The following is a 26,298-nucleotide window of genomic DNA, read 5'->3' as shown; positions in this document are numbered from 1 at the left end:
TCGTTTTGTGGTTTTGAAATTGGAAATTTTTATTGCTGATGTTGCATTGTTCTGATTCGTTTTGTGTATTTTTGCCGCGTAACAAAACACAGCAAACCGATATGAGAAAAATTACACTATTGTTGTTGCTTGCCGTCTTGCTGGTCACGGCGGGCAGTTGTGGCGATGATGACGAGAAAATCGACACCAAATTGATTAAAGGCCAGTGGGAACTCACCAGTGGCAGCGATGCGACTTCACCCTATATCTACAGCTTTGCGACACAAGACGAGTCGACATGGTCGTGGGGCCAATTGACAACCTACTATCTCACCGCTCAGGGCGGCCGCGTGAATGACAAGGTCTACGACTGGCATGTGTCGGATCCCGACAACGATACTCAGGTCTATCTCGACATTACCTATAAAGGCGACATCAACGGTGTCGACCCATGGGAGAATGATGACCGATATGTTGTAGAAAAACTCACGGCCACAACCATGGTCTTGCGCAAGTGGGAAAACGGCGACTCCAAGACAACGTTGACATTCAAGCGTCGCAACGACTTGAAATGAAGCTCGACAGCCTTGGGTGGCCGAGCTGCAGCCCAGAAACTCGCCCCGCAGTTGTGAGCGTTGCAGGGCAAGAATAGAGCAGGGACTGTGCCATGGTCGGCACAGTCCCTGCTCTCACAAGGGGCACGGCGTTTAAAACGCCATGTGGTGTGTTATTTGGTCAAGGTCACTACCAGTGTCACCACCGAGACAACAATGCCCAGTATGCTCGTTCCGAATTGCCATTGTGGCGGTATCGAGAAACTGCTGCGTTGCTTAGATGCATTGGGCTCGACATAGACAATATCATTCTGCCGCAAGTTGAAGTTGGGCGAAACAATGGTGTTCTTGTCGTTAAGGTTCACCCGGCTCACCTCTCGGCTGCCATCGGCATTGGTATGGATGATCATCACATTGTCGCGACGGCCGGTGATGGTGAGGTCACCGCTTTGGGCAATTGCCTCGAGCACGTTGATGCGACCGTTGCTTGCTTTAACCATTCCCGGATTGTTTACCTCTCCCATAGTGTAGACATGAAAATTCTGGAAGCGGATTTCAACATTTGGGCATTCGGTGATATACTTTGGGTAAATGAGATGGGCAATGTAGTTTTGAGCGGCAGCCTGCGTCATTCCGCCTATTTTGATGTGTCCCAGCAAGGGAAAGTCGATATAGCCGTTGTTGTCTACCAGGTAAAAATAGATCGAGTTGTCGCCGTTGGAGATGTTGTTGGCCCCGGTCGAGGTTGCAATATATTCGGTCTTGTTAAACGGCTTTACTACTTCGGGGTTGCTCGACGACACGTTGATTTGCAACATGTCGCCTGGTTGCACGACGGGCTCGTTGTGGGCTGCTGCACTCTTGAGCACCTCGTCGGGCAGCGAGTCGACGCCTTGCAGATAGGTAATGCCTTTGGGCGTGCTGCAGCTGCACAGCATGAGCGCTGCTGCAGTAATCATGATTAAAGATTTGATTTTCATTGTCTTGTGATATTTGTTATATTATTTTTTTCTTTTTTTCTGTTGTACACAGTGAAGCAAAGCATAGGCCGAGTGTCTTGCACTTTACATGTCGCAAAGATACTGCTTTTTGGCTTTGCGGCAGTAAAAAATAATTTGAATTATTTAGTAAAATGAGCAAAATGTGTTCGGTGTTATCGTTTTTTTTTTGTAATTTTATCAAATGAAATTTAACATGGGCTCAACAAAATGAAAAGAACACCTTTTTTAATCTTCATGATAGTTGCGTTGTCGCTCCTTTGCAGTTGCACCAAGAAGGCTGCTACGGTGACCGACGGCACAACAAGCCAGTATCCTATTTCGCTCACCAGTGTGAAAATGAGCGACACAGCCAGCTTCAAGCGCAGCAATGGCAAGGTTTGCATGGAGTTTGTCGACGTGTCGGTCACCTATCCCAAGTTTTTCATCGACAAGGCATCGACCGCCAAGTTGCAGAAGCTCTTCACGCGGATGGTGCTTGAGGGCAACGACAGCCTCGACATCGACGATGCGCTCAAGGAGTATACGCGCGCCACGCTCAACAGCAATTCGCTCGACAGCACCGATGTCAACGAGTATGCCGTAGCCGAGGGAGCCGTGTCCGACCGAATACTTATTGCCGTAAACATCACCATCGCTTACCACCAGCACGACATTCTCACGCTGTGCAAGGAAGAGACTGTGAAGAAAGATGAAGTGTCGTCTAAGACACACCAGTATTACAATATCGACTTGAAAAACATTGCTCCCATCGACTTGAGCATGTTTCGCAGCGATGCTTTCGGGGCCGTGTGTAAGGCGCTCAAGCAGCAACTCATGACACAAAACAGGGCTAAGAACAGCGACGAGCTCAATGATTTGGGCTTTTTCAATATCGACAACCTCACGCTCACCACCAATTTCTGTTTCGGCGAGAATGGTGTGACGTGGAGCTATCTTCCCCAAGAGCTCGCGGCCGACGCCAATCTCGAACCCAAGATCACGCTCGACTATGCCACGCTGAAGCGCTGGGCAAGCGACAAGTCGGTATTGAAACGGTTCTAAATTTTCCCCACCCTCACGATGCTTACCATACTCAAATATTTCCCATCTCTCACTGCCCTGCAACAGCAGCAGCTGGCCGTCGCCGAGCGACTCTATCCCGAGTGGAATGCCAAAATCAATGTGATCTCGCGCAAAGATATCGACAACCTTGAGGTCAATCACCTGCTACACTCGCTGGGACTCGTGAAATTTGTAAAATTTACTCCTGGCACCAGGGTTCTCGACCTTGGCACGGGTGGCGGTTTCCCAGGTATTCCCTTGGCCATTTACTTCCCCGAGGTCAGTTTTCATCTTGTCGACCGGGTGGGCAAGAAGCTCAAGGTTGCACGCGACATTGCCGAGCAGGCTGGATTGAGCAATGTGACTTTCCAGCACGGCGACGTGAGGGAGGTGAAAGGGCAATACGACTTTGTGACAAGTCGAGCAGTGATGGACTTGTCGCAGATCGTTCCCCTGGTGAAAAGGCTCATTGCCAAGGAGCAGCACAATGCCATACCCAACGGCATATTGTGCCTCAAGGGTGGTGACCTCACACAAGAGGTGAGGCCATTTCGCAACGAGGTGCTCATCGATGAGCTGAAGAACTATTTTGACGAGCCTTATTTCAAAACCAAGAAAGTCGTGTACCTGCCGTTATGAATGTATCCCGTTTCGAAGTGAATCTGTTTGGCGAGAATGTCTATGTCTTGTGGAACGACGCGACACATCATGCCATAGTTGTTGATCCTGGCATGATGCGCCCGCAAGAACGCGACGAGGTGGTGGCGTTTATCGACGGCCACCAGCTTCAGGTGAAACGCTTGTTGCTCACTCACTGCCATGTCGACCACTCGGCTTCGGCACGGTTTGTGGCCGACCGGTATGGCGTGGGTGTTGAAGCGTCGCCTCTCGACGCCCCGCTGGCACAGCACTTGCCCGAGCAGGCGGCTTTTTTCCATCTTAAAGTCGAAGTTAGCCCACTCCTCATCGATTCGCCACTCAACGATGGCGATGTGATAATGCTCGACGATGACGAGATTCATGTGCTGGCCACACCAGGACACACACCTGGAGGGCTCTCATTTTATATCCCAAGCAAGGGCTTGGCACTTGTGGGCGACAGCCTGTTTCGCGGCAGCGTGGGGCGCACCGATTTGCCTGGCGGCGACCACAATGCACTCATTGCAAGCATTAAGACGAAGTTGCTCAGTCTCCCAGCTGCTGTCACCCTTGCGCCAGGTCATGGTCCTGCGACTACGGTCGCCGATGAGAAAGCGTTCAATCCCTACATCCAGTAGTGTGCTCTGTTTTGAGCACGCAGGGGGGGGAGATGACTCCGCAATAAAAAAGATCGCTCAATCCGCATTGGGACCGAGCGACCTTGAATTTTTTTTTGAGTGGACAGATTGAGACGTTGTGTTTAGAAATTGAACTCGTCTTTCTCTTTGGCAACATTGCGATAGGCAAGTTTGCCGTCGATATACTCCTGAGTGGCAATCAGCGTGGGCTTGGGCAGCTTCTCGTAGTACTTGGAAATCTCGATTTGCTCACGATTCTCTGAGATTTCTTCCAAGTTGTCGTTCATCGATGCAAATTCCTGCAGTTTCTTTTCAAGATCTTTCTTAATCTCAACTGCAATCTGGTTGGCCCGCTTGCTGATGATACACACCGTTTCATAGATGTTGCCCGTGGGCTGGGCCATCTCGATCAAGTCATGTACTGTCGTTGTAGTAGGTGCGTTTGTTTTCTTGTAATCCATTGTAAAGAAAAGAATTGTATGATTGTGTTTTTGTTTTGTTCTGCCTTATTTCTCACTCACATGCTTGCTGGCAATCTTAAAGATGTTGTCGGCCTCTTTACGATCCTTGCTGTCGGGATAGTCATTGATAAATGAGTAGTACTCGTCGATCACGGTGCGGAAGCGCTCCTCCTTTTTCTCTTCTACACTTTGAGAGGCCTCGCTGTATCGAGCCTTGAGAATCAAGAATTCCAGTTGCTCTTTGTATTTGCTGTAAGGGTAGTCCTTGATTGCATTTTTGGCAGTGATCACAGCACTCTCATAGTTGTCGCCCATGTAGTTGCCCAGGTTGTAGTAGAGCTGGGCATTTTCAAGCTCCTTGAGCACAAGCTTGTCCTGCAGCTCAAAGATGGCATTCTGTGCAATCGACACCTTGTCGCTTTTGGGGAAGTAGTCGAGAAAGGCCTGCAGCTCCTCGATAGCCTTCACGGTCTCGCTCTGGTCGAGCTGGGGTTCGGGCGAGTCGAGATAATAGCCATATCCGCTATAAAAGCGTGCCAACTCGGCATACTGGCCCTTGGGATACTGCGTGTAATACTGCTTGAAATAGCTGCCTGCATTCAGGTAATCTTTATTCTCATAGTAGCTCAGCCCCAGCAGGTAGAGCGACTCTTCGGCCTTGTCGGTGCCTTTAAACACCGTGTAAACGCTCTCGAGCAATGTTGCAGCTTGAGTGTATTTTTTCTGCTCAAAGGCCCGTTTTGCGTATTCAAACCTGTAGTTGTAATCGGTGCTTTTTAACACCTTGTTGTATTCGCCGCAGCTTGTGAGCAGTGCAGCGACACACAATATAGTGAAAAATCTACCTTTCATTGACCGTCTTTTATTAGTTCGACATGCTTTTGCCTTCTGCCCCCCTTTGGCGACTTGGCGCTTTTAGCCCACAAAGTTACTCATTATTTCTAAGCAGGCAAGCGACACAGCCCAAAAATCTCATAATTCCCTATCCGAAAAACAGTTTTTAAATGAATAACTGCAATTTTTTCACGCTTTTTTGCTATTTTTGTGCACTATTATGAAAACAAAATTGCGCGAAATTGAGTTGCTGGCGCCTGCTCGCAATGCCGATATAGCGATCGAAGCCATTATTCATGGCGCCGATGCCGTCTATATGGGGCCGTCCTGCTTCGGGGCCCGTTCCTCGGCAGGAAATGCGACCAGCGATATAGCACGTGTAGCCGAGTTTGCTCACCAGTATGGGGCTCGCGTCTATGCAACGGTCAATACCATCATCTACGACAATGAGCTTGCCCGTGTAGAGCGGCTCATCCACGACCTTTACAAGGCGGGGGTGGATGCACTCATCGTGCAGGACATGGGCATCCTGCGTCTCGACCTGCCTCCCATAGCTCTTCATGCCAGCACACAGTGCGACTTGCGCACCCCTGAGAAGGCTCGTTTCTTGCAGTCGCTTGGATTCTCGCAACTGGTCATGGCTCGCGAGCTCACCTTGCATGAAATCAAGGCCATTCACAGTGCTGTCGATGTGCCGCTCGAAGCCTTTGTGCACGGCGCCCTGTGCGTGAGCTACAGTGGCCGGTGCCAAGTGAGCCAGTGCCTTAAGGGCCGCAGTGCCAACCGTGGCGAGTGCGCCCAAATCTGTCGGCTTGCCTATGATCTGGAAGATGCTCACGGCAACAAACTTGTCGTCGACAAGCATTTGCTCTCTTTGAAAGACTTCATGGCACAGCCGTCGCTGGCCCACATGCTCGACAGTGGTGTATCCTCATTTAAGATTGAGGGCAGGCTGAAGGACATGGCCTATGTGAAAAACGTGGTTGCCTACTACAGGCAGGAGCTCGACAAGGTAATAGCCGCTCATCCCGACTTGTATCGACGCAGTTCGCAGGGAAAGACCGAATATGCCTTCACCCCCGACGTCTCAAGAAGTTTCAACCGCTCGTTCACCACCTATTTCCTGCAGCAACGCCGTCCGGCCAACGGGCACACCATGGCCTCGATCGACACGCCAAAATCACTTGGCCAGCCCTTGGGCAGGATTACAAGCGTGCACGGCAAGCACGTGCGCATCGACACTCGTGTGCCGCTGCACAATGGCGATGGCATAAGTTTCTTTGACAAAAAGGGCAATTACTGCGGTTTTCGCATCAATCGGGTGCAGGGTCAGGACTTGTTTTTGAAAGAATCAGGAGATATACCGCGCATGGCTATGGCCTATCGCACCAGCGACAAGTCGCTCGACGATGTGCTCTCCAAGCCGTCGGCAACGCGACGCATCGATGTCGATGCCCGATTGTGGTGGTCGCATGGCAAGCTGTGCCTGGCACTGGCCGACGAGAGAGGAAATAGGGTAGTGCACAGCTTGGTCATGGAACGTGCCGATCCTGCCAAGACATCGCAAGAGGCTCGCCAGCTCGACGTGTTGGCCAAGTTGGGCAACACAATCTACCAGCTGAGTCGAGCTCAGGTGATGGGCGGTGTCTTCATTCCCTCGTCGTTGCTTGCCCAGTTGCGCCGCGAGACGTTTGCCATGCTCGACCGCGCTCAGCGACTCACGTTGAAGCGGCCTGTGAGAAGGCCCGAAGACAAGGCGGCACAATGCTATACCAGCACACTCTATTGCGCCGACAATGTTGCCAACAAGCTTGCTGCTCAATTGTATCGCGACCATGGGGTGAAAGAGATAGAGCCTGCGATCGAACTCGCGATGCCCGGCCGTGATGTGCCGGTCATGCACACCCGCTACTGCTTGCGGCGCGAGCTGGGAGCTTGCAAGCGCGATGTCAAAGCACGCCAGTTGCCCGACCCACTGTTTTTGCGCAGTGGCAACACGCTGCTGCGAGTCGAGTGTGATTGCAAGGCCTGTGAGATGCACATTTTTATTTCGTGACATTTTTACAAGTGCCATTTGTTTTATAATTTTGCAACAATTATAGAGGGTGTATTATTGAATACAATGGGATTATGAGAAGATTATCCTACATCATCATTTTTTCGTTGGCTTTTTTCCCGGCCATAGGTTTATGGGCCCAGCAGCGCACCGTAGATGAGGTGAAGAAAAGCATTGGCGAGCTTTCGGTCGACCTCAAGGCCTTTGAGAAAGCTGTTGAAAAAATTAAGCCTGCACTCACCAACGACGCTACCCGCGACAAAGCCGAAACATGGTGGGTGGCCATGCGTGCGCAATATGGCCTTTACTCCAAATACCTGGTGAATAAGGAGCTGGGCAACAAGGTCGATGTCAAAGCCATGGGGCATGCCTTGCTCGATGGCTACGATTGCGGCGTGCAGGCTATGAAACTCGACACGTTGTGGAGCAAGAACAAGGATGGCTCGCTCAAGCTTGACAAGAAAGGTGCACCCCGATACAAGACAAAGTTCTCTCGCGACATCCGCAACAAGATATATGACAATCTCGTCGACTATAGCGTGGCAGGAGCCGAGCTCTATGGCGTGAAAGATTATCCTGGCGCCTACAAGGCATGGGAAATCTACAACACACTGGCGACTTCAAGCTATGCAAGACAACGGCACAAGATAGAGCCCGACACCGTGCTCGGCATGACCCGGTTCTTTCAGGGCCTGGCTGCCGTTCAGTTGAAAAAAGGCCAAGATGCCCACCGTCTTTTCTCCATTGCGCGCAACTTGGGCTACGACAAGAAGAGGGTTTATGACAACGACATTGCCGTGCTCATGGGCATGGGCGACACAACCAGTGCCGTGCAGGTGACCCGTGAGGCTTTCCGCAAATATGGCAAGCAAGACATACAATACATGCGCATCCTTATCAACGACTGCATTGCCAAACAAAATTTTGGCGAGGCCACAAGGCTGCTCGATTTCGCCATCCTCACCGATTCAACCAATGATGCCTATTTCGACTTGAAGGGCAACATCATTGAGCTGCAGACGGGCTATCTCGATGCACGCCCCTTCTATGCGCGGGCTGTTGAGCTTAACGACAGCTCGGCCCAGGCTCAGTTTGACTTGGGCCGCTGTTACTATCTCGAGGCGTTGTACTACATGAGAAACAACACCCAGAAGCGCGCTGCAAAGCTACTGAAAGAGGTGACGCCCACTTTCAACAAGGCCCTTGCTCACCTCCAGAAGTCCTATGCGCTCGACCCTCGAAATCCCGACACACGCAATATATTGCGCGATATCTATTACAAACTGGGTGATGCCGAGAATCTCGAAAAGATTGAAAGTGTAAAATAACTTTCCTTTTTTTTCATTGCCATTTTACGCCATGTGATGTATCTTTGCGATATTATATCATATTTTTCTATTACTTAAATTTTTTATATCATCTACATGAAGTATTTATTATTAAGCCTCCTGGCTATGAGCCTAACCTTGAATGCTTCGGCCGACGACAAGGTCGTGAATCCCGACAGCACGGGTTTTAAGTTTACCGACATCAAGGTCGTAAAGCACACTGGCGTGAAGGACCAACACAAATCAGGTACATGCTGGTGCTATTCTACCAACTCCTTCTTTGAAGACGAAATTCTGCGCAAGACTGGCAAGGAAATCCACCTGAGCGAGGGGTTTGTGGTATACCACTGCTACTATGACAAAGCCGTGAAATATGTGCGCATGGACGGCACCATCAATTTTGCCGAGGGCGGTGCAGCCGACGACGTGAGCTATGTGTGGGACAAATACGGCATGGTGCCCAACGACGTGTACACCGGCATGACCAACGGCGACAAGAAATTTAACACAAGCGAGCTCACCGATATCCTGAGCAGTTATCTTGGCGTTGTCAAAAAGCAGCACTTGAAAAAACTCACACCATCATGGATGGCTGGCTTCAAGGGCATCCTCGATGCCTATATGGGTCCTCTGCCCGAAAAATTCACATGGCAGGGCAAGGAATACACCCCCAAGAGTTTTGCCGAGTCACTGCCCATCAAAATGGACGACTATATTGCAATCGCATCGTTCACGCATCATCCCTTCTACAAGCCTTTCATGCTCGAGGTCGCCGACAACTGGCAATGGGCAAGCTACCAGAATGTGAAGATCGATGAGCTTGTCGAAATCGTGAACAATGCTATCGACAAGGGTTACACCGTTGCCTGGGGGGCCGACGTGAGCGAGCCTTGCTTCAAGTGGCGCAAGGGATATGCAGTGCTGCCTGTCGACAAGGATGTGCCCGACCTGAAGGGTAGCGACATGGACCGCTGGACCAAGTTGAGCGACAAGGATCGTGAGAGCGAGAAGTGGGACATCAAGGGCCCGGTTCCCGAGCAAGTCGTGACCCAGGAAAGCCGCCAACTCATGTTCGACAACAAGGAAACCACCGACGACCACGGCATGGTGATCGTGGGTAAGGCTGTTGACCAAAACGGCAACAAATACTTCAAGGTGCAAAACAGCTGGGACACCAACCAGCTCTATAACGGATACTTCTATGTGAGCGAGGCCTATTTCAAGGCTAAGACCATGGACATTCTTGTCAACAAGGCTGCCGTGCCCACCAAGATTGCCCAAGAGATGGGCATCGCCAAGTAGCACGCCGCTACCAGCCGAAACATGACACGGGGAGATCCTCTTGGCAGGGTCTCCCCGTTACATATATATCGTCATTCCACCCATAACTGGGTGACACGCATGTGCAAATTATTGCTGTTGGCAAGTTGGGCGTGCGCTCACTTGTGGCGTGCCTGCCATTTGCTCACTACCTGGGTAAACTGGCGCCAATAGGACTCGCACTTTTTCTCGCCAATGCCGTACAGGGTGCCAAATTGTATCTTGGTTGTGGGCTGCTCTTGTGCAATCACGTGCAGCACTTTGTCGCTGAATATCATGTAGGGAGGCACGTGCAAGGCCTTGGCCAGAGCATATCGCGTAGCCTTGAGGTCGCGCAGCAGCTCGTCGCTGGCCTCGTCGCTGGCTTGCATGGCCGGCAAGTCTTGCGGCGCGGGTTGCGTGGCTTTCTTGCTGCGGAATGTTGTCACCGAGAGTTGCACCTTCTTTTTCCCAAACAAGATGTCGCGGCCGTAATCGGTCACCTTGAGATGGTTGCTCTCGTCGTAGGCAACGTCGATGATGCCCATCTGCAGCATCTGCAGCATGTAGGCATTCCATGTGCCAAACGACAGGTCGTGACCCACACCGTAGGTTTTGAGCCTGTCCCAGCCGGCTGTCACAATCTCGGCTTTGCGAGAGCCCCGCAAGATGTCGATTGCTGTGGTGAGTCCCACACGTTCGCCGGTGCGCAGTATCGCGCTCAGCGCCATCTGCACAGGGATAGTGCCGTCGATGTGTTGTGGCGGGTTGTTGCACACGTCGCAATTGCCGCAATCATGGTCATAGCGCTCGTTGAAATAGCTGAGCAGGATGCGCCTGCGGCACACGGTCGACTCGGCATATTGCTGCATGCGCCGCAATTTTTCCATGTTCACCTCTTGTTGCCCCGATTCTTGCGCCATTTTCATGCGAGTCACGACGTCGCCATAGCTGTAAAACATTAAGGCATCGGCTGGCAGGCCGTCGCGCCCGGCTCGGCCTATCTCTTGATAGTAGCTCTCGATGTTGCTGGGCATGTTGCTGTGTATGATCCACCTCACATTGCTCTTGTCAATACCCATGCCGAAGGCTATCGTGGCGCATATCACAGGGAGGTCGTCGTTGATAAACTCCTGCTGCGTGTGCTGCTTGTCGAGCACAGTCATGCCTGCATGAAAAGGCTTGGCCTTTATGCCCAAGCTGTTTAGCTTTTTGGCCATGCTCTCGGTGTCGCGGCGCCGCATGCAGTATATGATGCCGCTTTGGCCCTGATGAGCCTCGATAAATCGTGCGATAGCCTTGATTTTGTTTTGACCCGACACTTCGGTTTTCACGTTGAGCGAGATGTTGGGGCGGTCAAATGAGGTGACAAACATCTTGGCGCCTGGAATGTTGAGTTGTGTTTTGATGTCGTCGCGTGTGATTTTGTCGGCTGTAGCTGTGAGCGCCATGACGGGGACGTTGGGGTAGCGCTGCTTGAGCACCGACAGCTGAGAATATTCGGGTCTGAAGTCGTGTCCCCAGTGTGAGATGCAGTGGGCCTCGTCGACGGCTATCAAGCTTATCGCGATGCTCGATGACCATGAGTTGAGTTCGGTGAGAAGTCGCTCGGGCGAGATATACAGCAACTTGATAAACCCCTTAAACACATTCTCGGCCACATCGCGGTTTTCGGCCTCGCTCTGCATGCTGTTGATCGACGCGGCCGGAATGCCCATCCCCTTGAGGTTGTCGATTTGGTCTTTCATGAGCGCCAGCAGCGGCGATACCACAATGGTGCATCCCGGGCTTAGCAGGGCAGGTACTTGATAGCATATCGACTTGCCTCCGCCAGTGGGCATGAGCACCACGGCATCGTTGCCCTGCATGACATGGGCGATGATGTCCCACTGCATGGGCCTGAAACCGGGATATCCCCAAAATTTCCTCAGACAAGCCAGGGCTCGGGCCTTCATGTCGCGGCCTGTGGAGTGTTGTAGTGGCATTGTGCGATGATGAGTGTGAATGGTTTAAAATGCGTTTTGCTCGCCTTTGAACATGTTGACGACCGTGAGAAATATTATTTTCATGTCGAGCATGAAGTTCCAGTTCTCGGCATACCACACGTCATATTCTACTCGCTTTACCATCTTCCACAGTTCATCGGTCTGGCCGCGATAGCCATTCACTTGCGCCCATCCGGTGATGCCTGGCTTGATGGTGTGGCGCAGCATGTACTTGTCGATGAGTGCGCTGTAGGCTTCGGTGTGCTTTATCATGTGCGGTCGAGGACCCACGATCGACATTTCCCCTTTCCACACGTTGAAAAATTGTGGCAGCTCGTCGATGTTGCTCTTACGCAGGAAGTTGCCAAACTTGGTCTTGCGTGGGTCGTTGCGTGTGGCCTGCATGGTGTCGCTCTCGCGGTTGACCCGCATTGTCCTGAACTTGTAGCACATGAAGGGCTCTCCACGCAGGCCCGTGCGCTCTTGCTTGAAAAAGACCGGCCCAGGCGAAGTGAGCTTGATGACGATAGACACAGGGATGATGACGATGGGGGAGAGCACAAGAACTATGCTCGACACCACCAGGTCGAAACTGCGCTTGAGCAGGGCGTTGATGGGATTGCTCAGCGGGTAGGGACGTATGGCCAGAACCGGCACGTTGCCTATGGGATACAGCTCAAACCGTCGTGTGATGTGCTTGCCAAATTGTGGCACATAGTAGAAGTCGACGGCATTGCTATCGGCAATCTTGATGAGCTTGACCATCTCGTCGTTTTCGTTGTCGGGTATGCAGCAATACATCTCGTCGACAAGGTTGTCTTGCACAAATTTTTCTACTTGATTCAGGTCGCCGCGGTAATATTTCACACTCTTGGCTTTCTTGTCGTTGTCAAACATGCCCAGTATGCGATAGCCATAGCCGGCGTCACTCTCAAGCTCGTTCATCAGCCTGATGCCTACGTGCCCGCCACCTATGATGATGATGCGCTTGTAGTTTTTGCCAAACGCACGGTAGCGTTTCAGCAGTTTCCTCGACAGCAGCCACCACGTGCTCAGCCCTGCAAAAAACGCGATGTAGAATTTTACATAAGTTCTCCACGAGGCTTTGTCGAAGCCGAGAAACATGAGCAGCGCCATGAAAATGACGGTGTGCAACATCACTGCCTTGATGACCTGCAGCACGACTCGGTCGGCATAAACCACCCGGCGGCAATGAATGTCGGAGAAGAAGTAGCTCACTGCAATAAACGAGATGTTCATCATGAGCCACACCGTCTTTGAGAAAAAGTGCTCGGCGACTGGCGTGAGCGTGCACACTGCCAGGTAGGCAAGGTTGAGAATTAAGAAATCTACGCCGGTAAAAATCCAGCGTATATATTGACCATATTTTCCTCTACTCTCCAAAATGCTGTTTTATATCATTCATGTGTAATTAAAACTCTCTGCGGCTGTTGCACCGCAGAGAGGATGTGTGGGTGTGGTGTGATAGAGCGTGTGACACACATATCACACTTTGTCGTCAATCATTTTTATCTTTTTCTCAAGAATGGCAATTTCATCTTTGAGATTGGCGATTTTCTTTTCCATCTGCTTCACTATTGTACTGCCATTCTTGGAAGAGGCGTTGAAAAAGCCCATGTTGTTCTCATAGGTCTTCATTTCTTGGCACTTGCGCTCGTAGTCACGCACCAGTCGCTCGCGCTCGTGGTACACCTTGTCGTCGCCTCCCATCTTATTGAGCGAGTTCTCAAAGTTGGCAATGCGGGCATTCATGCCCTTCATGTCAAATTGCTCAAAGGCCTTGTCGATGGCAGCCTTGTACTCGGCATAGATTTTGTCTTTCTCCTTGTAGGGCACGTGACCCACTTCTTGCCATTGCTTCATGAGCTCGCGCACCTGGGTGGGGCCATCCTCCTTGTTGTCGGCTTCGAGCACAGCGTTGACCTGGGCAATGATGCCTTTCTTGGTCTTCAGGTTGTCGTGCTCTATAGTGTGAATGTTGGTGTTTTGTTTCTTCTTGTTATCAAAGAATGCATCGCAGGCTGTGATAAACCGCTTCCATATAGCGTCGCTGTGTTTTTTTACGACGGGTCCCACGGTTTTCCATTCCTTTTGCAAGGCGACAAAGGCGTCGGTGGTCTTTTTCCAGTCGGTAGAGTCCTTCATTGCCTCGGCCCGCTCGCACAGCTCGGTTTTCTTGGCCAGATTGGCGGCAAATTGCTCTTTCATCTGCTTGAAAAACTCGGCCTTCTTGCCAAAGAAGTCGTCGCACGACTTCCTGAACCGGGCAAAGAGCTCGGCATTCTGCTTGCGTGAGGCAAAGCCCAGTTTCTTCCACTGCTCTTGCAAGGCCAGTATGCCCTTGGTGGCTTCGTCCCATGCAGCATAGGTCTTGAGGCCGTCGGTCGAGATGGCCTCTATCTTTTCGCACAGGGCAGTCTTGGCTTCGGCGTTTTCTTTCTCTTTGGCCTTGCGCTCTTCAAAGAAACCCTGATATTTCTTGTTGATGACCGACGACGCATTCTTGAAGCGTTGCCACAGCTCTTCTCTTATTTCTTTGGCTACGGGGCCGGTTTCGCGCCACGTGTCGTGCAGCTCTTGCAGCTTCTTGAATGCTGCCACCACATCGTTCTGGTCGTCGAGAGCCTCGGCTTCAGAACACAGTTGCTGCTTGATTTCGAGATTCTTCTTGAAGTCGTAGTCACGCAACTCCTTGTTCATCTTGAGCAAGTCGTAGAATTTTTCTACTGCCAGCTGGTAGCTCTTCCACAACTCTGTTACATTGGTTGCAGGCACTTCGCCTATGGCTTTGAACTCCTGCTGCAGTTGCTGAATGTGGTTGTATTGACGGTTCACATTGTCGGGATCGGCCACGATGGCATTGATCTCGTCGATGATTTTGCGCTTCTTTTCAAGGTTCTCGGCGCGCAGGGCATCTTGCTCGGCATTGAATTGCGCTTTTTTCTCTTTCAGCTCATTCAGGAGCTCCTTGATTTTCACTTCGTCGGCGTCGTCGATAGCCGCAAAGGCTGCCTCTTCGTTGCCTTGGGCAAGGAATGCTTCTTTTTCTTTTGCAATTTCCTCCTTACGTATGGCAAAGAAAGCCGACTTGATTTGAGCAACGTCGTCTTTCACGCTGTCGATGGGCTGCTCTTTCAGCGACTCAAGCGCGGCGATAAGCTCAGTCTTGCTCATGGCAGCGTATTTGTGCTGTGGTTGTGCCTCGGTTTCGACCGAGGCCGGCTGCTTCTCTTGGGGCTCGGCCTGGACTGTTTCCTCGGCTGGAGTGCTTGCAGCTGCTGCCTGGCTTGCGCCTGGGTTGACGACTTCCTGGGCTTGCTCGGCAGCTGCCGAACTTGCCTCGGGTTGATTGTTGACAGAGCCTGTATTCTGCTCTTGTGCAGGCTCCGAATTCAGGGTTACGTCCTTTTCGAGGTCCTTGCTCGTAGTGGACTGTTCTTGCGATTCCATAATAATCTTTTTTAAAGGTCCTTCTTGTCGTTGAAGAAGGAAGCCAACAAATTAAATCCAAATATACACAATTTTTTTTACTTTGAAAAAGAAAAGCTTTTTTTTTTGATTTTTTTCTTTGAAATGGTGGGTTGTTGTTGGCACGTTTGAGGCTTTGCCGTGACTGTAAAAGCCGTGTGGGAATAAACCTTCGACGCACTCTTGAGTCTAAAAGAGTGCTTTCGCTCCTCTCTGGGTGATGCTTAGCAATCTCGAGAGTGGATGTGTAGGTTGCATGCCCGTCGTCGCTTTTCTGCTTGTCACATGGCTGGCGATGGCAGAGAATGATATATTAAATTAACGTAATTTTTTTTACATTAAAAAGGAAAAAATTGTACATTTGTAATTCAGAATTTCAGAAACTGTGATTTTTAAATTTAGTAAAAATATATTTTAAAATGAAGAAAGTAATGAGTTTGTTCCTGAGTGTGGCTCTTGTTTTGGGCCTCTCAGGTTGTGGTTCGTTGAACAATGCAGGTAAAGGTGGTCTCATTGGCAGTGGCGGCGGTGCTGCCCTGGGTGCTGGCATAGGTGCGCTCATAGGGCACGGCAAGGGCGCAGCCATTGGCGCAGCCATCGGTGCTGTGGCTGGTGGTACTGCCGGCACGTTGATTGGCAAGAAGATGGACAAGCAGGCCAAGGAACTGGCCCAGATTCCTGGTGCGCAAGTCGACACTGTTACCGACCAAAACAACTTGACGGCAATTAAAGTCACTTTCGACAGCGGCATCTTGTTTGGCTTCAATAAAACTAACTTGAGCGAGAGCGCCAAGACATCATTGTCGCAGTTTGCTACCTCGCTGCGCAACAATCCTGAGACCAACGTGCAGATTTTCGGTTACACCGACAATGTGGGTACGCGTGCTGCCAACGACAAGGTCTCTACCGAGCGTGCTTCGGTGGTAAAAACCTATCTTGTGAACTCGGGCGTGAACTCGAGCCGTCTCTCCAGCCAGGGCATGGCTTGGGAGAATCCTGTTGCCAGCAACGACACCGAAGCAGGCCGCGCACAAAACCGTCGTGTGGAAATCTACATCAGTGCCAATGAGCAGATGGTGAAGGAAGCCAACGACGGCACACTCAAGTAAAAAAATATAACTTGAGCGGAGCAAATTCTTTTTTTACCGACAAAATCTAAAGGCGGGCGACGACTCTACATGCAGGGTTGTCGCCTGTTGTTGTTGGTAGTTTGCCATATTTTTTTTAATTTTGTTCGGCAAAACAACATTAATTTTCTAATAAGTACGTAATTATGACATTGAACTGCAAATTCAGACTATTGCTTCTGCTATTGCTGGCATGGTTGACACAGGGAAGCGCTATGGCGCAAGACTTCACCAAGGCCGACACGCTCAAGTATTACAATGCACTCGACTTCAGAATGATCAACAAGGGCTTTGCCAACAGCGAGACCCCCTATTTCCGCATTCCTGGTTATCTCAAAGACAGCGTGCGCCCCACGCTCTATGAGCGGCAGCGCTGCACTGCAGGCGAGGCATTCAGGTTCCGCACCAACTCCAAGGTGGTGGCTGTGCGCTACAACCTGCTCACCAACATGTATATGGCTCACATGGCCCCCACGGGCATCAAGGGCACCGATCTCTACATCCTCGACAACGGCCAATGGCGATTTGTGAACTGCAACCGCCCGGTGCGCGACTTCCAAAACGTGAACCGCACATCGCCTCTCAAGGATTCTATTCAAAACAAGGTGTATATCGACAAGATGGACGGTCAAATGCATGAGTTCATGCTTTACCTGCCATTGTACGATGGCGTGAACTGGCTTGAAATAGGTGTTGAGCACGATGCCAGGATGGAGATGCCCAAGGTTGACAACCCGCGTGCCGACAAAAAGTTTGTGTTCTATGGCACCAGTATTCTGCAAGGAGGATGCGCCTGCCGCCCTGGCATGGTGGGCACCAGCATCATCCAGCGCGACCTCAATGCCGAGTGTGTCAACATTGGCATCAGCGGCGAGGGCAAGATGGACTATTGCATGGCCCGAGCCTTGGCTCAGATTCCCAATGTCACGGCCTATATTATCGACCCGGTGCCCAATTGCACGCTCAACATGTGCGACACTTTGACCTACAATTTCATCAATATCCTGCGCAAGGCACGCCCCAATGTGCCTATTTTCATGGTTGAGGGCACTATCTACTCCTATGCCAAGTACAGCAGCTACTACAGCAAGTACCTGGCCGAGAAGAACTATGCTTTCCACAAAAACTACTTGAAGTTGAAGCAGGAGAATCCAAAGAATCTCTACTATATCGACAGCAAAAACCTCTACGGGCCCGACAACGAGGGTACCGTCGATGGCACACACTACACCGACATAGGCTTCTACTTCTATGCGCAGAAGCTCGAGCCCTACTTGAAGGCTGTGCTCAACGGCACAAAAGTGCCCTATCAGGAAGTTGTCGACAAGCCATATCCACCCATAAAGAACCCAGGCAAATACACCTGGGACAATTGATTCAGGCCTATTTTGTTCTCACCATGCTGCAGTGAAAGGCAAAGGATACATAGCCGATTTGATAGCCCAAGGCGAGCACGAGCATCAAGACTTCAAGTACCAGATAAGTGATGCCCGGAAGATAGCACGCAGCATCTCGGCTTTTGCCAACAACAGCGGCGGTCGTCTTTTGATAGGTGTAAAGGACAACGGTCACGTCGTGGGCGTGAAGAGCGACGAGGAAATCTACATGATCGAGCAAGCCGCCTCCATGTATTGCAGGCCTGAGCAGCAGGTGAAGTTTGAACTGTTTAAAGTCGACGGGAAAACCGTGCTCAAGGTCGACATCGCCGAAGCCTCTCTCAAGCCTGTCAAGGCCCCCGACGAGAAAGGGCTGTGGAAGGCCTTCTACCGGGTGGCCGATGAGAATGTGCTCGCATCCTCGATGCATGTGAAGGTGATGCAGCACCAGTCTCAGTTGCGCGACAACGATGCGCTCTTAAGTTTGTCGCCAATCGAGCAGCAGCTCATCGATTATCTCTCAACCCATGGCGGAATCACCATCGACGGCTACATGAGGCTGGCTCACGTGAGTCGTCGCAGTGCCGAGGCCACTGTCATCAGCTTGTGCGAGATGAAGGTGGTTGACCTCACCTACCACGATGGCCAGTGCCTCATCACGCGCACTTGACACCTGCCTTCACGATGCTGCGTGCAACAACAACAACAATAATCCCTGCCAGGAACAGCCCTGGCAGGGATTGTCTTTTGCTCACCGATGCGCCCATTGCTTGTTGCGCTGGGTTGGGTCAACGGGGCTATCGCTTGTTGGTGATAGGGCGCCAGGCGCGTTCTTTTATCAAGCCGCTGCGATAGGCAACGAGCAGCTTTTGCAGGTCACGTATTTGCGACGAGAGCTCATTGCCCTTGTCGGTATCTTTCACCATCATGCGGTGGTTGGTGAGCTCAACCATCTCGTAGGTCGACTTGATGTCTTGGCCCTCTTCCACGGCCTTTTGTATTGATGTGAAGGGTTCGTGCTGCACGAGCTGGAATCCGCGGCTGTGATACACCAGGGTGTAGCCGGCAATGCCCGTCTCGGGTTGGTAGGCTTTGGAAAATCCTCCGTCGATCACCATCAGCTTGCCATTGGCTTTGACTGGGCTTTCGCCCTTGATGGTCTTTACAGGCACATGGCCATTGATGATGTGGCGGTATTGTCCTTGCACATGAAACTCATCGAGTATCATGTCGCATATCTTTTCTTGGTCACGCAGCTTGTAGTACCAACCCTTTGTCTCCTTGTGAGTTGCTTTGTCGGCAATGAAGTATCGCTCAAAGGTTGCCATCTTGTCTTTGTCGAAGGCTGGGGAATTCTTGCCGCACCACAGATACCACACATAGTCTTTGGCAAACAGGTAGTCTTCCTGATTCTCGGCACCAAAATAGGCATCGCGTATGAGCGATCCCACTTTCTTGAGCAGCGCATGGCCGTGATAGGGGTAGCCTTGAATGATTACGTCCTTGAGCGAGCCGTCTTCGTTAAGCGGAATGGAGGCGTGGTAGAGCAGGTTGCCGTTTACTACCGCAAAGATGCAGCCGTTACGGAACATGCAGTTCATGTGACGCTTGAGCTTGTCGCTCTGTACAAAGGAGTTGTGCAATTTGGTCACTACCATTTCCTCCTCGGCAGTAAGCTTGTAGGGGTCTTGCGGGTCTACGGTGGGGAAGTTGCCATCGGTGAGCTCATACTGCTTGCCGTCGATAGTGATGATGTGCTTTTTGTAGTCGATCTTGTCGAGCAGCAGCCTGTCGCTCATCTCAAACTCGGGGCGACGCTTGATGGTGGCAGCCTCCAGCTTGAATTGAATGATAGATATGGCTTTGTGCATTTGGGCCATGAGCCGAGACGATTTCATTTTCTCAGGATCTTTCTCGTCGAGATCCTTGGGTATGAATTGTGTGCAGGGATCCTTTTTGTAAGTCTCCATGGCAAAAGTTGCCAGAGGCAGCAGGTTGATGCCGTAGCCGTCTTCAAGCACGCTCTGGTTGCCGTAACGCATGGCGATGCGTATCACGTTGGCAATGCAGCAGTCGTTGCCTGCTGCAGCGCCCATCCACAAAATGTCGTGGTTGCCCCACTGGATGTCGAGGTTGTGATAGTCGCACAATATATCCATGATTTTGTCGGGACTCGGTCCGCGGTCGTATACATCGCCCAGGATGTGTAGCACGTCGATGGTGAGCTGCTGTATGAGATAGCACATGGCGATGATGAAGTCGTCGGCCCGCTGCGTCGAGATGATGGTGCGCACCACTACGTCTACATAGGCCTGCTTGTTGGGGTCGCTCGAGTTCTCGTGCAGCAATTCCTGGATGATGTAGGAGAAGTCGGGCGGCAGGGCCTTGTGCACTTTCGACCGCGTGTACTTCGACGACACGTTGCGGCACACTTTCACCAGACGGTTGATGTTGATGAAATACCAGTCGTTGAGGTCGCCAGCGTCGGTGATGCCGCGTTTCACAAGTTCCAGTTTCAGCTCAGGGTAGTAGATGAGCGTGCACAGTTCTTTCTGTTCCTTGGTGCCCAAGGTCTCGTTGAAGATCTCCTTCACCTTGCGCTTGATAGTGCCCGAGGCGTTGCGCAGCACGTGCTGGAAGGCTTGGTACTCTCCGTGCAGGTCGGCCAGGAAGTGCTCGGTGCCTTTGGGCAGGTTTAAGATGGCTTCAAGGTTAATGATCTCGGTACTTGCCGTCGCAATGTTGGGAAAACTGCGCGACAGCAGGGTCAAGTAGCGCATGTCGTCGTTTACTTGCTTGTAATCCATTTCGTTCATAGCACTAACGGTGATTTTCTGTGTTAATAATTGATATTTGATTTTGTAAAAGATGCGTCATTTACAACTCACTATATAAATCTCTTGCGCAAAGATAGTGATAATAATCGAATTGTCACCAAAGTTTTTTTTTGCGCCCGAGTTTGACTGTGGGTGCCGGCGGGACTTGTTCAAGTGAAAAAGACGCCGCTGGCACTGCTTTTTATCGATCGAGTATTTTAGAGAATCTCACTTGCGACTTGTACACGGGAAATTTGATCGTGAGTATCACTCCGCTCTCAAATGCTGCTTGCACGTCGAGGTCGATGGGGCGCAACGTGGCATCGATCCATGAGGCCTTGAAGTTGTCGGTGAATATCGTTTTCTCAAGCCTGCCTTTTAGCATGCCTGTTGTCCACATGCTCTTTTTCACCTGTGCGCCGCTCACGTATATTATGTCGTAGCCAGTCGCGGTCGCCACCAGCGCAATTGTGTAGCGTCCGCCCAGCCGCAACACGTCGTCGCTCATGTCGCGGTCAAGATATTCCCAATATCCCTCATACGGGTTTTGGGACCGTGCAAAGTGCAGGTTCAGTTTCTCGATGGTCCATGGTGTGTTCACGATGCGCCGGTCGTTGGTCTTGTAGGAGAGCACGGTTCTTTCAACTTGCACCCGGGCACCTGGTCCTGTGGCAAGCCCCAGGTGTGAACCGTTGTGCATAGCAGGCAACTCCACAGTGAACAATTGGTTTAGCTTGTCGTTGCCAACAAGCACATGCACAGTGTTATGGTCTACATCGACACCTATTGCATTCAATCTGTCGGCCATGTCGACGTTTTTGTCGATATGTGCCGATTTGATGACTTGCTCCTTGTTGTTGCGCACTTGCACAAGTTCCACTTCCATGTATCGCTTGTCGAGAAGATCGTCGTGCAGGCGCGAGTTGTGGCACGACACCAGCACGGCATTGTAATTGCTGTCGTTGAGGGCGTTGAAGATAATACCACACCTGGTCGACGAGACGTGTCTCTTGCGATGCCCCGAGACAATCTCATAGGATTTCCCCTCTTGGTTGTGATAGTTGGCAATGCGGGCAAAATAGCGATATGCGGGTGTGAAAATGCCCGTCGAGTCGAGCATGACGTCGAAGGCCTCATGCCGGTTGTCGACTTCGCCCGTCTCAGGGTTGAAATCGGCGATTCGGGCCAGCCCGCTGTATTGGTTGTATCTTGTTTTGTAGATTGTTGCAGGATAGGCCAAGCACAGGGTAGCAAGGTACAGCAAGAGTGTCGATATGGCTTTAGCTTTCATCACACGTGCATGATTTGGTTTCGCGACACAAAGGTACGGTTTTATTTTTTGAATTTCAACATTTTGGTGCAATGGGGCATGACTGAGTGCCCCAAAAAACAATCGTTAGGGTCGGGGGGCGCGTTGGGATGTGGTGCATGATTTCAAGAGAATCGTTTTCTGGCACTTGCCGCCCGATTGCGCAGGATTGTGCAGTTAGCATTATTTAAATTTAAATATTGACATGATTACTGAATTATTTCAATAATTGTTTGTACCTTTGCTGTATTGAAGAAACAACTATATTTTGTGGCCTCATACCACTACACGAACTACAATAAAGTTACTATATAATTTTAATTAAAGTTATGGCAGAAAAAAGAGAAAAACTGTTCGAAGCATTTTCTCCGGTAGACTTCAAGACTTGGAGAGCCAAAGCTGAAATCGACCTCAAGGGTGCCGATTTCGACAAGAAAATGATCTGGCGGACTAATGAAGGCTTTAATGTCAATCCTCTGTATTTTGACGAAGACATCAAGGACTTCAAAACAATCGATTCACTTCCTGGCGAGTTCCCCTATGTGCGTGGCACCCGTACCAACAACACCTGGCAGGTGCGTCAAGACTTTGATGTGAAGGACGTGGCCGAGACCAACAAGCAAGTGCTCGACATCCTCAACAAGGGCGTCACCGCACTGGGTTTCAATCTGCATCACAACGTTGTTGACCTGAATGTGCTTCTCGACGGTATTCACACCGATGCTGTAGAGATCAATTTCAGCATCTGCCCAAGCAAGGCAGTGGAGCTTGCCACAGCTCTTGTCGACTATCTGCAGAAAAAAGGCACTGCCGACAAGTTTGTGGGCAGCATCGACTTCAACCCGTTCAAGCCTGTGTTCAAGAAAGGCAAGAAATTTGAAGCAGGTGTCCAGGAGACTGCTGCACAGTTGCTCAAGATCGCAGCACCGGTTGCCGGCCTGCGCGTGCTGGGTGTCGACTCGGTCATGCTGGCCAATGCAGGTGCCTTCATTTATCAAGAGCTTGGTTATGCCTTGGCATGGGGCAACGAATACCTGGCCGAGCTCACCGACGCCGGCTTCAGTGCCGATGAGGTGGCAAGCCGCATCAAGTTCAACATGAACATTTCCACCGTCTACTTCATGGAGCTGGCCAAGTTCCGTGCAGCACGCATGCTTTGGGCCCAAATCGTGAAGCAGTACGGTGCCAAGGACGAATCGTGCAAAATGGTTGTGAGCGCAGCTACATCGCGCTTCAACCAGACGCTGTTTGACCCCTATGTGAACATGCTGCGCAGCCAGACGCAATCGATGTCGGCTGCACTGGCTTCGGTCGACGAGATCACGGTCACTCCGTTCAACACGCCTTATGAGGAGCCCACCGACTTCAGCCTTCGCATTGCTCGCAACCAGCAATTGCTGCTCAAGGAGGAGTCTCACCTCGACAAGGTGGTCGACCCGGCAGGCGGCAGCTACTATGTTGAGGAGCTCACTCAGTTTATTGCCCAGGCAGGATGGAAGCTCTTCCTCGAGGTAGAAGACAAGGGCGGCTTTAAGGCTGCAGCCGAGAGCTTCGACGTGACCAAGGCTGTGAATGCCAGCGCCAACACTCGTTTCGACAAGGTGGCTAAGCGCAAAGAGCAGCTGCTGGGTACCAACCAGTTCCCCAACTTCACCGAGAAGAGTGGCGACCATCGCGACATCCATGCTGCTTGCAGCTGTGGCTGTGGCGAGGCCAATCCCGACGCTCCCGTGCTCAACACCAAGCGTCTTGCCAGTGGCTTTGAGACCCTGCGCCAGCACACCGAGGCCAGCGAGAAGACTCCTGTTGTGTTCATGCTCACCATTGGCAACCTGGCCATGCGGTTGGCCCGCGCCCAGTTCAGCGACAACTTCTTCGGTTGCGCAGGCTACAAGCTCGTCAACAACAACGGTTTCAAGACTGTTGAGGAAGGTGTCGAGGCTGGCGTGAAGGCTGGTGCCGACATCATCGTGCTTTGCTCGAGCGATGCCGAGTATCCCGAGCTCATCCCCGCTGCACTCAAGGCGCTCAACGGCCGTGCCGAGTTTGTGCTTGCCGGTCCCGAGACCGACGAGTTCAAGGCAATGGGTGTGACCAATTTCATCAACGTGCGCACCAATGTGCTTGAAACATTAAAGGCTTTCAACGCTAAACTTTTAAAATAATCATTGACAATGAGACCAAATTTTAAAAATATAGATATTACAAAAGATGGCTTTAATGTTGAACACAAGCCACTGAACATGGCCGAACCTTGGACCAACGCCGAGTTGCTCAAGATTAAGCCTGTATATACTAAAGACGACCTCCAGGGCCTGGAGCATCTGCATTTCAAGGCAGGTATCCCACCATTCCTGGGCGGTCCCTATTCACTCATGTACCCGTTCCGCCCCTGGACGGTGCGCCAGTATGCCGGCTTCTCGACTGCTGCCGAGTCCAATGCCTTCTACCGTCGCAACCTGGCATCGGGCCAGAAAGGCTTGTCGGTAGCCTTTGACCTTCCCACTCACCGCGGCTACAATGCCGACAACCCACGTGTGGTGGGCGATGTGGGCAAGGCAGGTGTGTCGATTTGCTCGGTCGAGGACATGAAGGTGCTCTTCGACGGTATTCCGTTGAACAAGATGTCGGTGTCGATGACCATGAACGGCGCTGTGCTCCCCATCATGGCTTTCTACATTGTGGCTGGTCTGGAGCAGGGCGCATCGCTCGATGTGATGGCTGGTACAATCCAAAACGATATCTTGAAGGAGTTCATGGTGCGCAACACCTATATTTATCCTCCCAAGTTCTCAATGGAGATCATTGCCAGCATCTTTGAGTTCACCTCGCAGCACATGCCCAAGTTCAACAGCATCTCTATATCGGGTTATCACATCCAGGAGGCTGGTGCTACTGCCGACATCGAGCTGGCCTACACGCTGGCCGACGGTATGGAATACATTCGCACGGGCGTGAATGCCGGCCTCAATGTCGATGCATTTGCTCCCCGCCTGTCGTTCTTCTGGGGCATTTCGATGAACTTCTTCACCGAGATTGCCAAGATGCGTGCAGGCCGCCTGCTGTGGGCTAAGATTGTGAAGAGCTTCGGCGCCGAGAATCCCAAATCGATGTCGCTGCGCACCCACAGCCAGACTTCGGGCTGGTCGCTCACTGCACAGGACCCCTACAACAACGTGGGCCGCACTTGTATTGAGGCCATGGCAGCAGCTCTGGGTCACACCCAGTCGATGCACACCAATGCTCTCGACGAGGCAATTGCACTTCCCACCGACTTCTCGGCTCGTATTGCCCGCAACACGCAAATCTACCTGCAACAGGAAACCTATATCACCAAGGTTATCGATCCCTGGGCAGGCAGCTTCTATGTTGAAAAATTGACCGACGATCTCGTGCACAAGGCATGGGAGCACATCACCGAAATCGAGAAGCTGGGCGGCATGGCCAAGGCTATCGAGACTGGTGTGCCCAAGATGCGTATCGAGCAGGCCGCTGCCCGCACGCAGGCCCGCATCGACTCGGGTCGCCAGACCATCATCGGCGTCAACAAGTATCAGCTCGAGAAAGAAGCTCCTATCGATATTCTTGAAATCGACAATACCGAGGTGCGCAACTCGCAGGTGGCACGTCTGCAAGAGCTCTACAAGACTCGCGACAACGATGCCGTGAAGCGCGACCTCGATGCGCTCACCGAGTGTGTGAAGACGGGCAAGGGCAACCTGCTCGAGTGTGCAGTTCAAGCTGCCAAGGACCGTGCTTCGCTGGGTGAGATTTCAGATGCTTGCGAGAAAGTCGTGGGCCGTTATAAAGCTAAAGTTCAAATGTTCTCAGGCGTGTATTCAGGAGAAATTAAAGACAGTGACGAGCTCAAGAAAGCTCGTGAGCTCACAAGTGAGTTTGCCAAGAAGGAGGGACGTCAGCCTCGCATCATGATTGCCAAGATGGGCCAGGACGGTCACGACCGTGGTGCCAAAGTGGTGGCTACCGGTTATGCCGATTGCGGCTTCGATGTCGATATGGGTCCGTTGTTCCAGACTCCCGAGGAGGCAGCCAAGGAAGCAGTCGAAAACGATGTCGACGTGATGGGCGTTTCGTCGCTCGCAGCCGGTCACAAGACCCTGATTCCTGCCGTGATTGCCGAGCTCAAGAAGCTGGGTCGCGACGACATTGTCGTCACCGCCGGCGGTGTGATTCCTGTGCAGGACTACGACTTCCTCTACAAGGCTGGCGTAGCTGCCATCTTCGGTCCTGGCACCAACGTGATGAAGAGTGCCGAGCAAGTGATGCACATCCTGCTCGACAAGTAAATTGAGCAACACATCTATCTAAATATAGCGACTGCGGCCTCGATGAGGGGCCGCAGTTG

At 51.5% G+C, this 26,298-nt stretch carries 20 protein-coding genes; 12 read left to right on the top strand and 8 right to left on the bottom strand.

Annotated elements, in window-relative coordinates:
* The first annotated feature begins 101 nt into the window (after window positions 1-101).
* Window positions 102-554 carry a hypothetical protein gene (locus tag GF423_RS01195; RefSeq protein WP_154326628.1) on the top strand — a complete coding sequence of 151 codons (453 nt, stop codon included), beginning with the start codon at window positions 102-104 and terminating at the stop codon, window positions 552-554.
* 152 nt (window positions 555-706) lie between these two features.
* On the opposite strand, the gene GF423_RS01190 is transcribed toward GF423_RS01195, so the two are convergent.
* Complete coding sequence (locus GF423_RS01190) at window positions 707-1,513, bottom strand: polysaccharide biosynthesis/export family protein (protein WP_154326627.1); 807 nt, start codon at window positions 1,511-1,513, stop codon at window positions 707-709.
* Between the two features lie 228 nt (window positions 1,514-1,741).
* Between GF423_RS01190 and GF423_RS01185 the strand changes: the two genes are divergently transcribed.
* Genes GF423_RS01185 through GF423_RS01175 form a run of 3 tightly spaced genes read left to right on the top strand, consistent with a single transcriptional unit; the run spans window position 1,742 to window position 3,852 of the window.
* Window positions 1,742-2,575, top strand: a complete 834-nt coding sequence (locus tag GF423_RS01185) for a DUF3298 domain-containing protein (protein ID WP_154326626.1) — start codon at window positions 1,742-1,744, stop codon at window positions 2,573-2,575.
* A gap of 18 nt (window positions 2,576-2,593) precedes the next feature.
* Window positions 2,594-3,214 carry a 16S rRNA (guanine(527)-N(7))-methyltransferase RsmG gene (gene rsmG, locus GF423_RS01180; RefSeq protein WP_154326625.1) on the top strand — a complete coding sequence of 207 codons (621 nt, stop codon included), beginning with the start codon at window positions 2,594-2,596 and terminating at the stop codon, window positions 3,212-3,214.
* A complete protein-coding gene (locus tag GF423_RS01175; RefSeq protein WP_154326624.1) occupies window positions 3,211-3,852 on the top strand; it encodes an MBL fold metallo-hydrolase in 642 nt (213 codons plus the stop codon). The genes rsmG and GF423_RS01175 overlap by 4 nt, the downstream gene beginning before the upstream one ends.
* 122 nt (window positions 3,853-3,974) lie before the next feature.
* Here GF423_RS01175 and GF423_RS01170 read toward each other — a convergent pair whose 3' ends face one another.
* Both GF423_RS01170 and GF423_RS01165 read right to left on the bottom strand, forming a co-directional pair.
* A complete protein-coding gene (locus GF423_RS01170) occupies window positions 3,975-4,313 on the bottom strand; it encodes a DNA-directed RNA polymerase subunit omega (RefSeq protein WP_154326623.1) in 339 nt (112 codons plus the stop codon).
* Between the two features lie 45 nt (window positions 4,314-4,358).
* Entirely contained in the window at window positions 4,359-5,165 is an 807-nt protein-coding gene (locus tag GF423_RS01165; RefSeq protein ID WP_154326622.1) for an outer membrane protein assembly factor BamD, read from the bottom strand.
* Window positions 5,166-5,367: 202 nt separating this feature from the next.
* On the opposite strand from GF423_RS01165, the gene GF423_RS01160 reads away from it, so the two are divergent.
* From GF423_RS01160 to GF423_RS01150, 3 genes are all read left to right on the top strand, one after another.
* On the top strand, window positions 5,368-7,203 hold the full coding sequence (locus GF423_RS01160; protein ID WP_154326621.1) for a peptidase U32 family protein: 1,836 nt from the start codon (window positions 5,368-5,370) through the stop codon (window positions 7,201-7,203).
* A gap of 74 nt (window positions 7,204-7,277) precedes the next feature.
* A complete protein-coding gene (locus GF423_RS01155) occupies window positions 7,278-8,531 on the top strand; it encodes a tetratricopeptide repeat protein (protein ID WP_154326620.1) in 1,254 nt (417 codons plus the stop codon).
* Window positions 8,532-8,657: 126 nt separating this feature from the next.
* On the top strand, window positions 8,658-9,833 hold the full coding sequence (locus GF423_RS01150; protein WP_235911603.1) for a C1 family peptidase: 1,176 nt from the start codon (window positions 8,658-8,660) through the stop codon (window positions 9,831-9,833).
* A gap of 137 nt (window positions 9,834-9,970) precedes the next feature.
* Here the strand turns inward: GF423_RS01150 and recQ are convergent, their stop codons facing one another.
* The 3 genes from recQ to GF423_RS01135 all read right to left on the bottom strand — a co-directional run bounded on the left by recQ (window position 9,971) and on the right by GF423_RS01135 (window position 15,286).
* The gene (recQ, locus tag GF423_RS01145) at window positions 9,971-11,815 is read right to left on the bottom strand and encodes a DNA helicase RecQ (RefSeq protein ID WP_235911605.1); all 1,845 of its coding nucleotides are present in this window, start codon (window positions 11,813-11,815) and stop codon (window positions 9,971-9,973) included.
* A gap of 24 nt (window positions 11,816-11,839) precedes the next feature.
* Complete coding sequence (locus GF423_RS01140) at window positions 11,840-13,219, bottom strand: undecaprenyl-phosphate glucose phosphotransferase (RefSeq protein ID WP_154326618.1); 1,380 nt, start codon at window positions 13,217-13,219, stop codon at window positions 11,840-11,842.
* A gap of 102 nt (window positions 13,220-13,321) precedes the next feature.
* On the bottom strand, window positions 13,322-15,286 hold the full coding sequence (locus tag GF423_RS01135) for a DUF349 domain-containing protein (RefSeq protein ID WP_154326617.1): 1,965 nt from the start codon (window positions 15,284-15,286) through the stop codon (window positions 13,322-13,324).
* A gap of 437 nt (window positions 15,287-15,723) precedes the next feature.
* On the opposite strand from GF423_RS01135, the gene GF423_RS01130 reads away from it, so the two are divergent.
* From GF423_RS01130 to GF423_RS01120, 3 genes are all read left to right on the top strand, one after another.
* Window positions 15,724-16,413 (top strand): YiaD family glycine zipper/OmpA-like lipoprotein, encoded by a 690-nt coding sequence (locus tag GF423_RS01130; RefSeq protein WP_154326616.1) that lies wholly within the window; start codon window positions 15,724-15,726, stop codon window positions 16,411-16,413.
* Window positions 16,414-16,646: 233 nt separating this feature from the next.
* The gene (locus GF423_RS01125; protein WP_206113309.1) at window positions 16,647-17,807 is read left to right on the top strand and encodes an SGNH/GDSL hydrolase family protein; all 1,161 of its coding nucleotides are present in this window, start codon (window positions 16,647-16,649) and stop codon (window positions 17,805-17,807) included.
* A gap of 31 nt (window positions 17,808-17,838) precedes the next feature.
* Complete coding sequence (locus GF423_RS01120) at window positions 17,839-18,477, top strand: AlbA family DNA-binding domain-containing protein (RefSeq protein WP_154538211.1); 639 nt, start codon at window positions 17,839-17,841, stop codon at window positions 18,475-18,477.
* Window positions 18,478-18,604: 127 nt separating this feature from the next.
* On the opposite strand, the gene GF423_RS01115 is transcribed toward GF423_RS01120, so the two are convergent.
* The gene (locus tag GF423_RS01115; RefSeq protein ID WP_394367029.1) at window positions 18,605-20,614 is read right to left on the bottom strand and encodes a fructose-1,6-bisphosphatase; all 2,010 of its coding nucleotides are present in this window, start codon (window positions 20,612-20,614) and stop codon (window positions 18,605-18,607) included.
* Between the two features lie 211 nt (window positions 20,615-20,825).
* A complete protein-coding gene (locus GF423_RS01110) occupies window positions 20,826-21,917 on the bottom strand; it encodes a hypothetical protein (protein WP_154326612.1) in 1,092 nt (363 codons plus the stop codon).
* A gap of 344 nt (window positions 21,918-22,261) precedes the next feature.
* Between GF423_RS01110 and mutA the strand changes: the two genes are divergently transcribed.
* The gene (gene mutA, locus GF423_RS14025) at window positions 22,262-24,097 is read left to right on the top strand and encodes a methylmalonyl-CoA mutase small subunit (RefSeq protein ID WP_154538213.1); all 1,836 of its coding nucleotides are present in this window, start codon (window positions 22,262-22,264) and stop codon (window positions 24,095-24,097) included.
* Window positions 24,098-24,106: 9 nt separating this feature from the next.
* Entirely contained in the window at window positions 24,107-26,239 is a 2,133-nt protein-coding gene (scpA, locus tag GF423_RS14020; protein ID WP_154538215.1) for a methylmalonyl-CoA mutase, read from the top strand.
* Window positions 26,240-26,298 lie beyond the last annotated feature (59 nt).

Origin of the sequence: Sodaliphilus pleomorphus, from assembly GCF_009676955.1 — a bacterium.
GTDB classification, from domain to species: domain Bacteria; phylum Bacteroidota; class Bacteroidia; order Bacteroidales; family Muribaculaceae; genus Sodaliphilus; species Sodaliphilus pleomorphus.
Note: the sequence above shows the minus strand (reverse complement) of the source record. Positions and strands in the feature narration are given on the sequence as shown.

Bases quoted from the DNA above. Each gene is read 5' to 3' on its own strand.
- GF423_RS01130 (WP_154326616.1), top strand. From the start codon at position 15,724: ATGAAGAAAGTAATGAGTTTGTTCCTGAGTGTGGCTCTTGTTTTGGGC.
- GF423_RS01155 (WP_154326620.1), top strand. From the start codon at position 7,278: ATGAGAAGATTATCCTACATCATCATTTTTTCGTTGGCTTTTTTCCCG.
- GF423_RS01135 (WP_154326617.1), bottom strand. From the start codon at position 15,286: ATGGAATCGCAAGAACAGTCCACTACGAGCAAGGACCTCGAAAAGGAC.
- GF423_RS01190 (WP_154326627.1), bottom strand. From the start codon at position 1,513: ATGAAAATCAAATCTTTAATCATGATTACTGCAGCAGCGCTCATGCTG.
- GF423_RS01165 (WP_154326622.1), bottom strand. From the start codon at position 5,165: ATGAAAGGTAGATTTTTCACTATATTGTGTGTCGCTGCACTGCTCACA.
- GF423_RS01125 (WP_206113309.1), top strand. From the start codon at position 16,647: ATGGCGCAAGACTTCACCAAGGCCGACACGCTCAAGTATTACAATGCA.
- GF423_RS01195 (WP_154326628.1), top strand. From the start codon at position 102: ATGAGAAAAATTACACTATTGTTGTTGCTTGCCGTCTTGCTGGTCACG.
- GF423_RS01160 (WP_154326621.1), top strand. From the start codon at position 5,368: ATGAAAACAAAATTGCGCGAAATTGAGTTGCTGGCGCCTGCTCGCAAT.
- mutA (WP_154538213.1), top strand. From the start codon at position 22,262: ATGGCAGAAAAAAGAGAAAAACTGTTCGAAGCATTTTCTCCGGTAGAC.
- GF423_RS01185 (WP_154326626.1), top strand. From the start codon at position 1,742: ATGAAAAGAACACCTTTTTTAATCTTCATGATAGTTGCGTTGTCGCTC.
- GF423_RS01175 (WP_154326624.1), top strand. From the start codon at position 3,211: ATGAATGTATCCCGTTTCGAAGTGAATCTGTTTGGCGAGAATGTCTAT.
- rsmG (WP_154326625.1), top strand. From the start codon at position 2,594: ATGCTTACCATACTCAAATATTTCCCATCTCTCACTGCCCTGCAACAG.
- GF423_RS01150 (WP_235911603.1), top strand. From the start codon at position 8,658: ATGAGCCTAACCTTGAATGCTTCGGCCGACGACAAGGTCGTGAATCCC.
- GF423_RS01170 (WP_154326623.1), bottom strand. From the start codon at position 4,313: ATGGATTACAAGAAAACAAACGCACCTACTACAACGACAGTACATGAC.
- GF423_RS01115 (WP_394367029.1), bottom strand. From the start codon at position 20,614: ATGGATTACAAGCAAGTAAACGACGACATGCGCTACTTGACCCTGCTG.
- recQ (WP_235911605.1), bottom strand. From the start codon at position 11,815: ATGCCACTACAACACTCCACAGGCCGCGACATGAAGGCCCGAGCCCTG.
- scpA (WP_154538215.1), top strand. From the start codon at position 24,107: ATGAGACCAAATTTTAAAAATATAGATATTACAAAAGATGGCTTTAAT.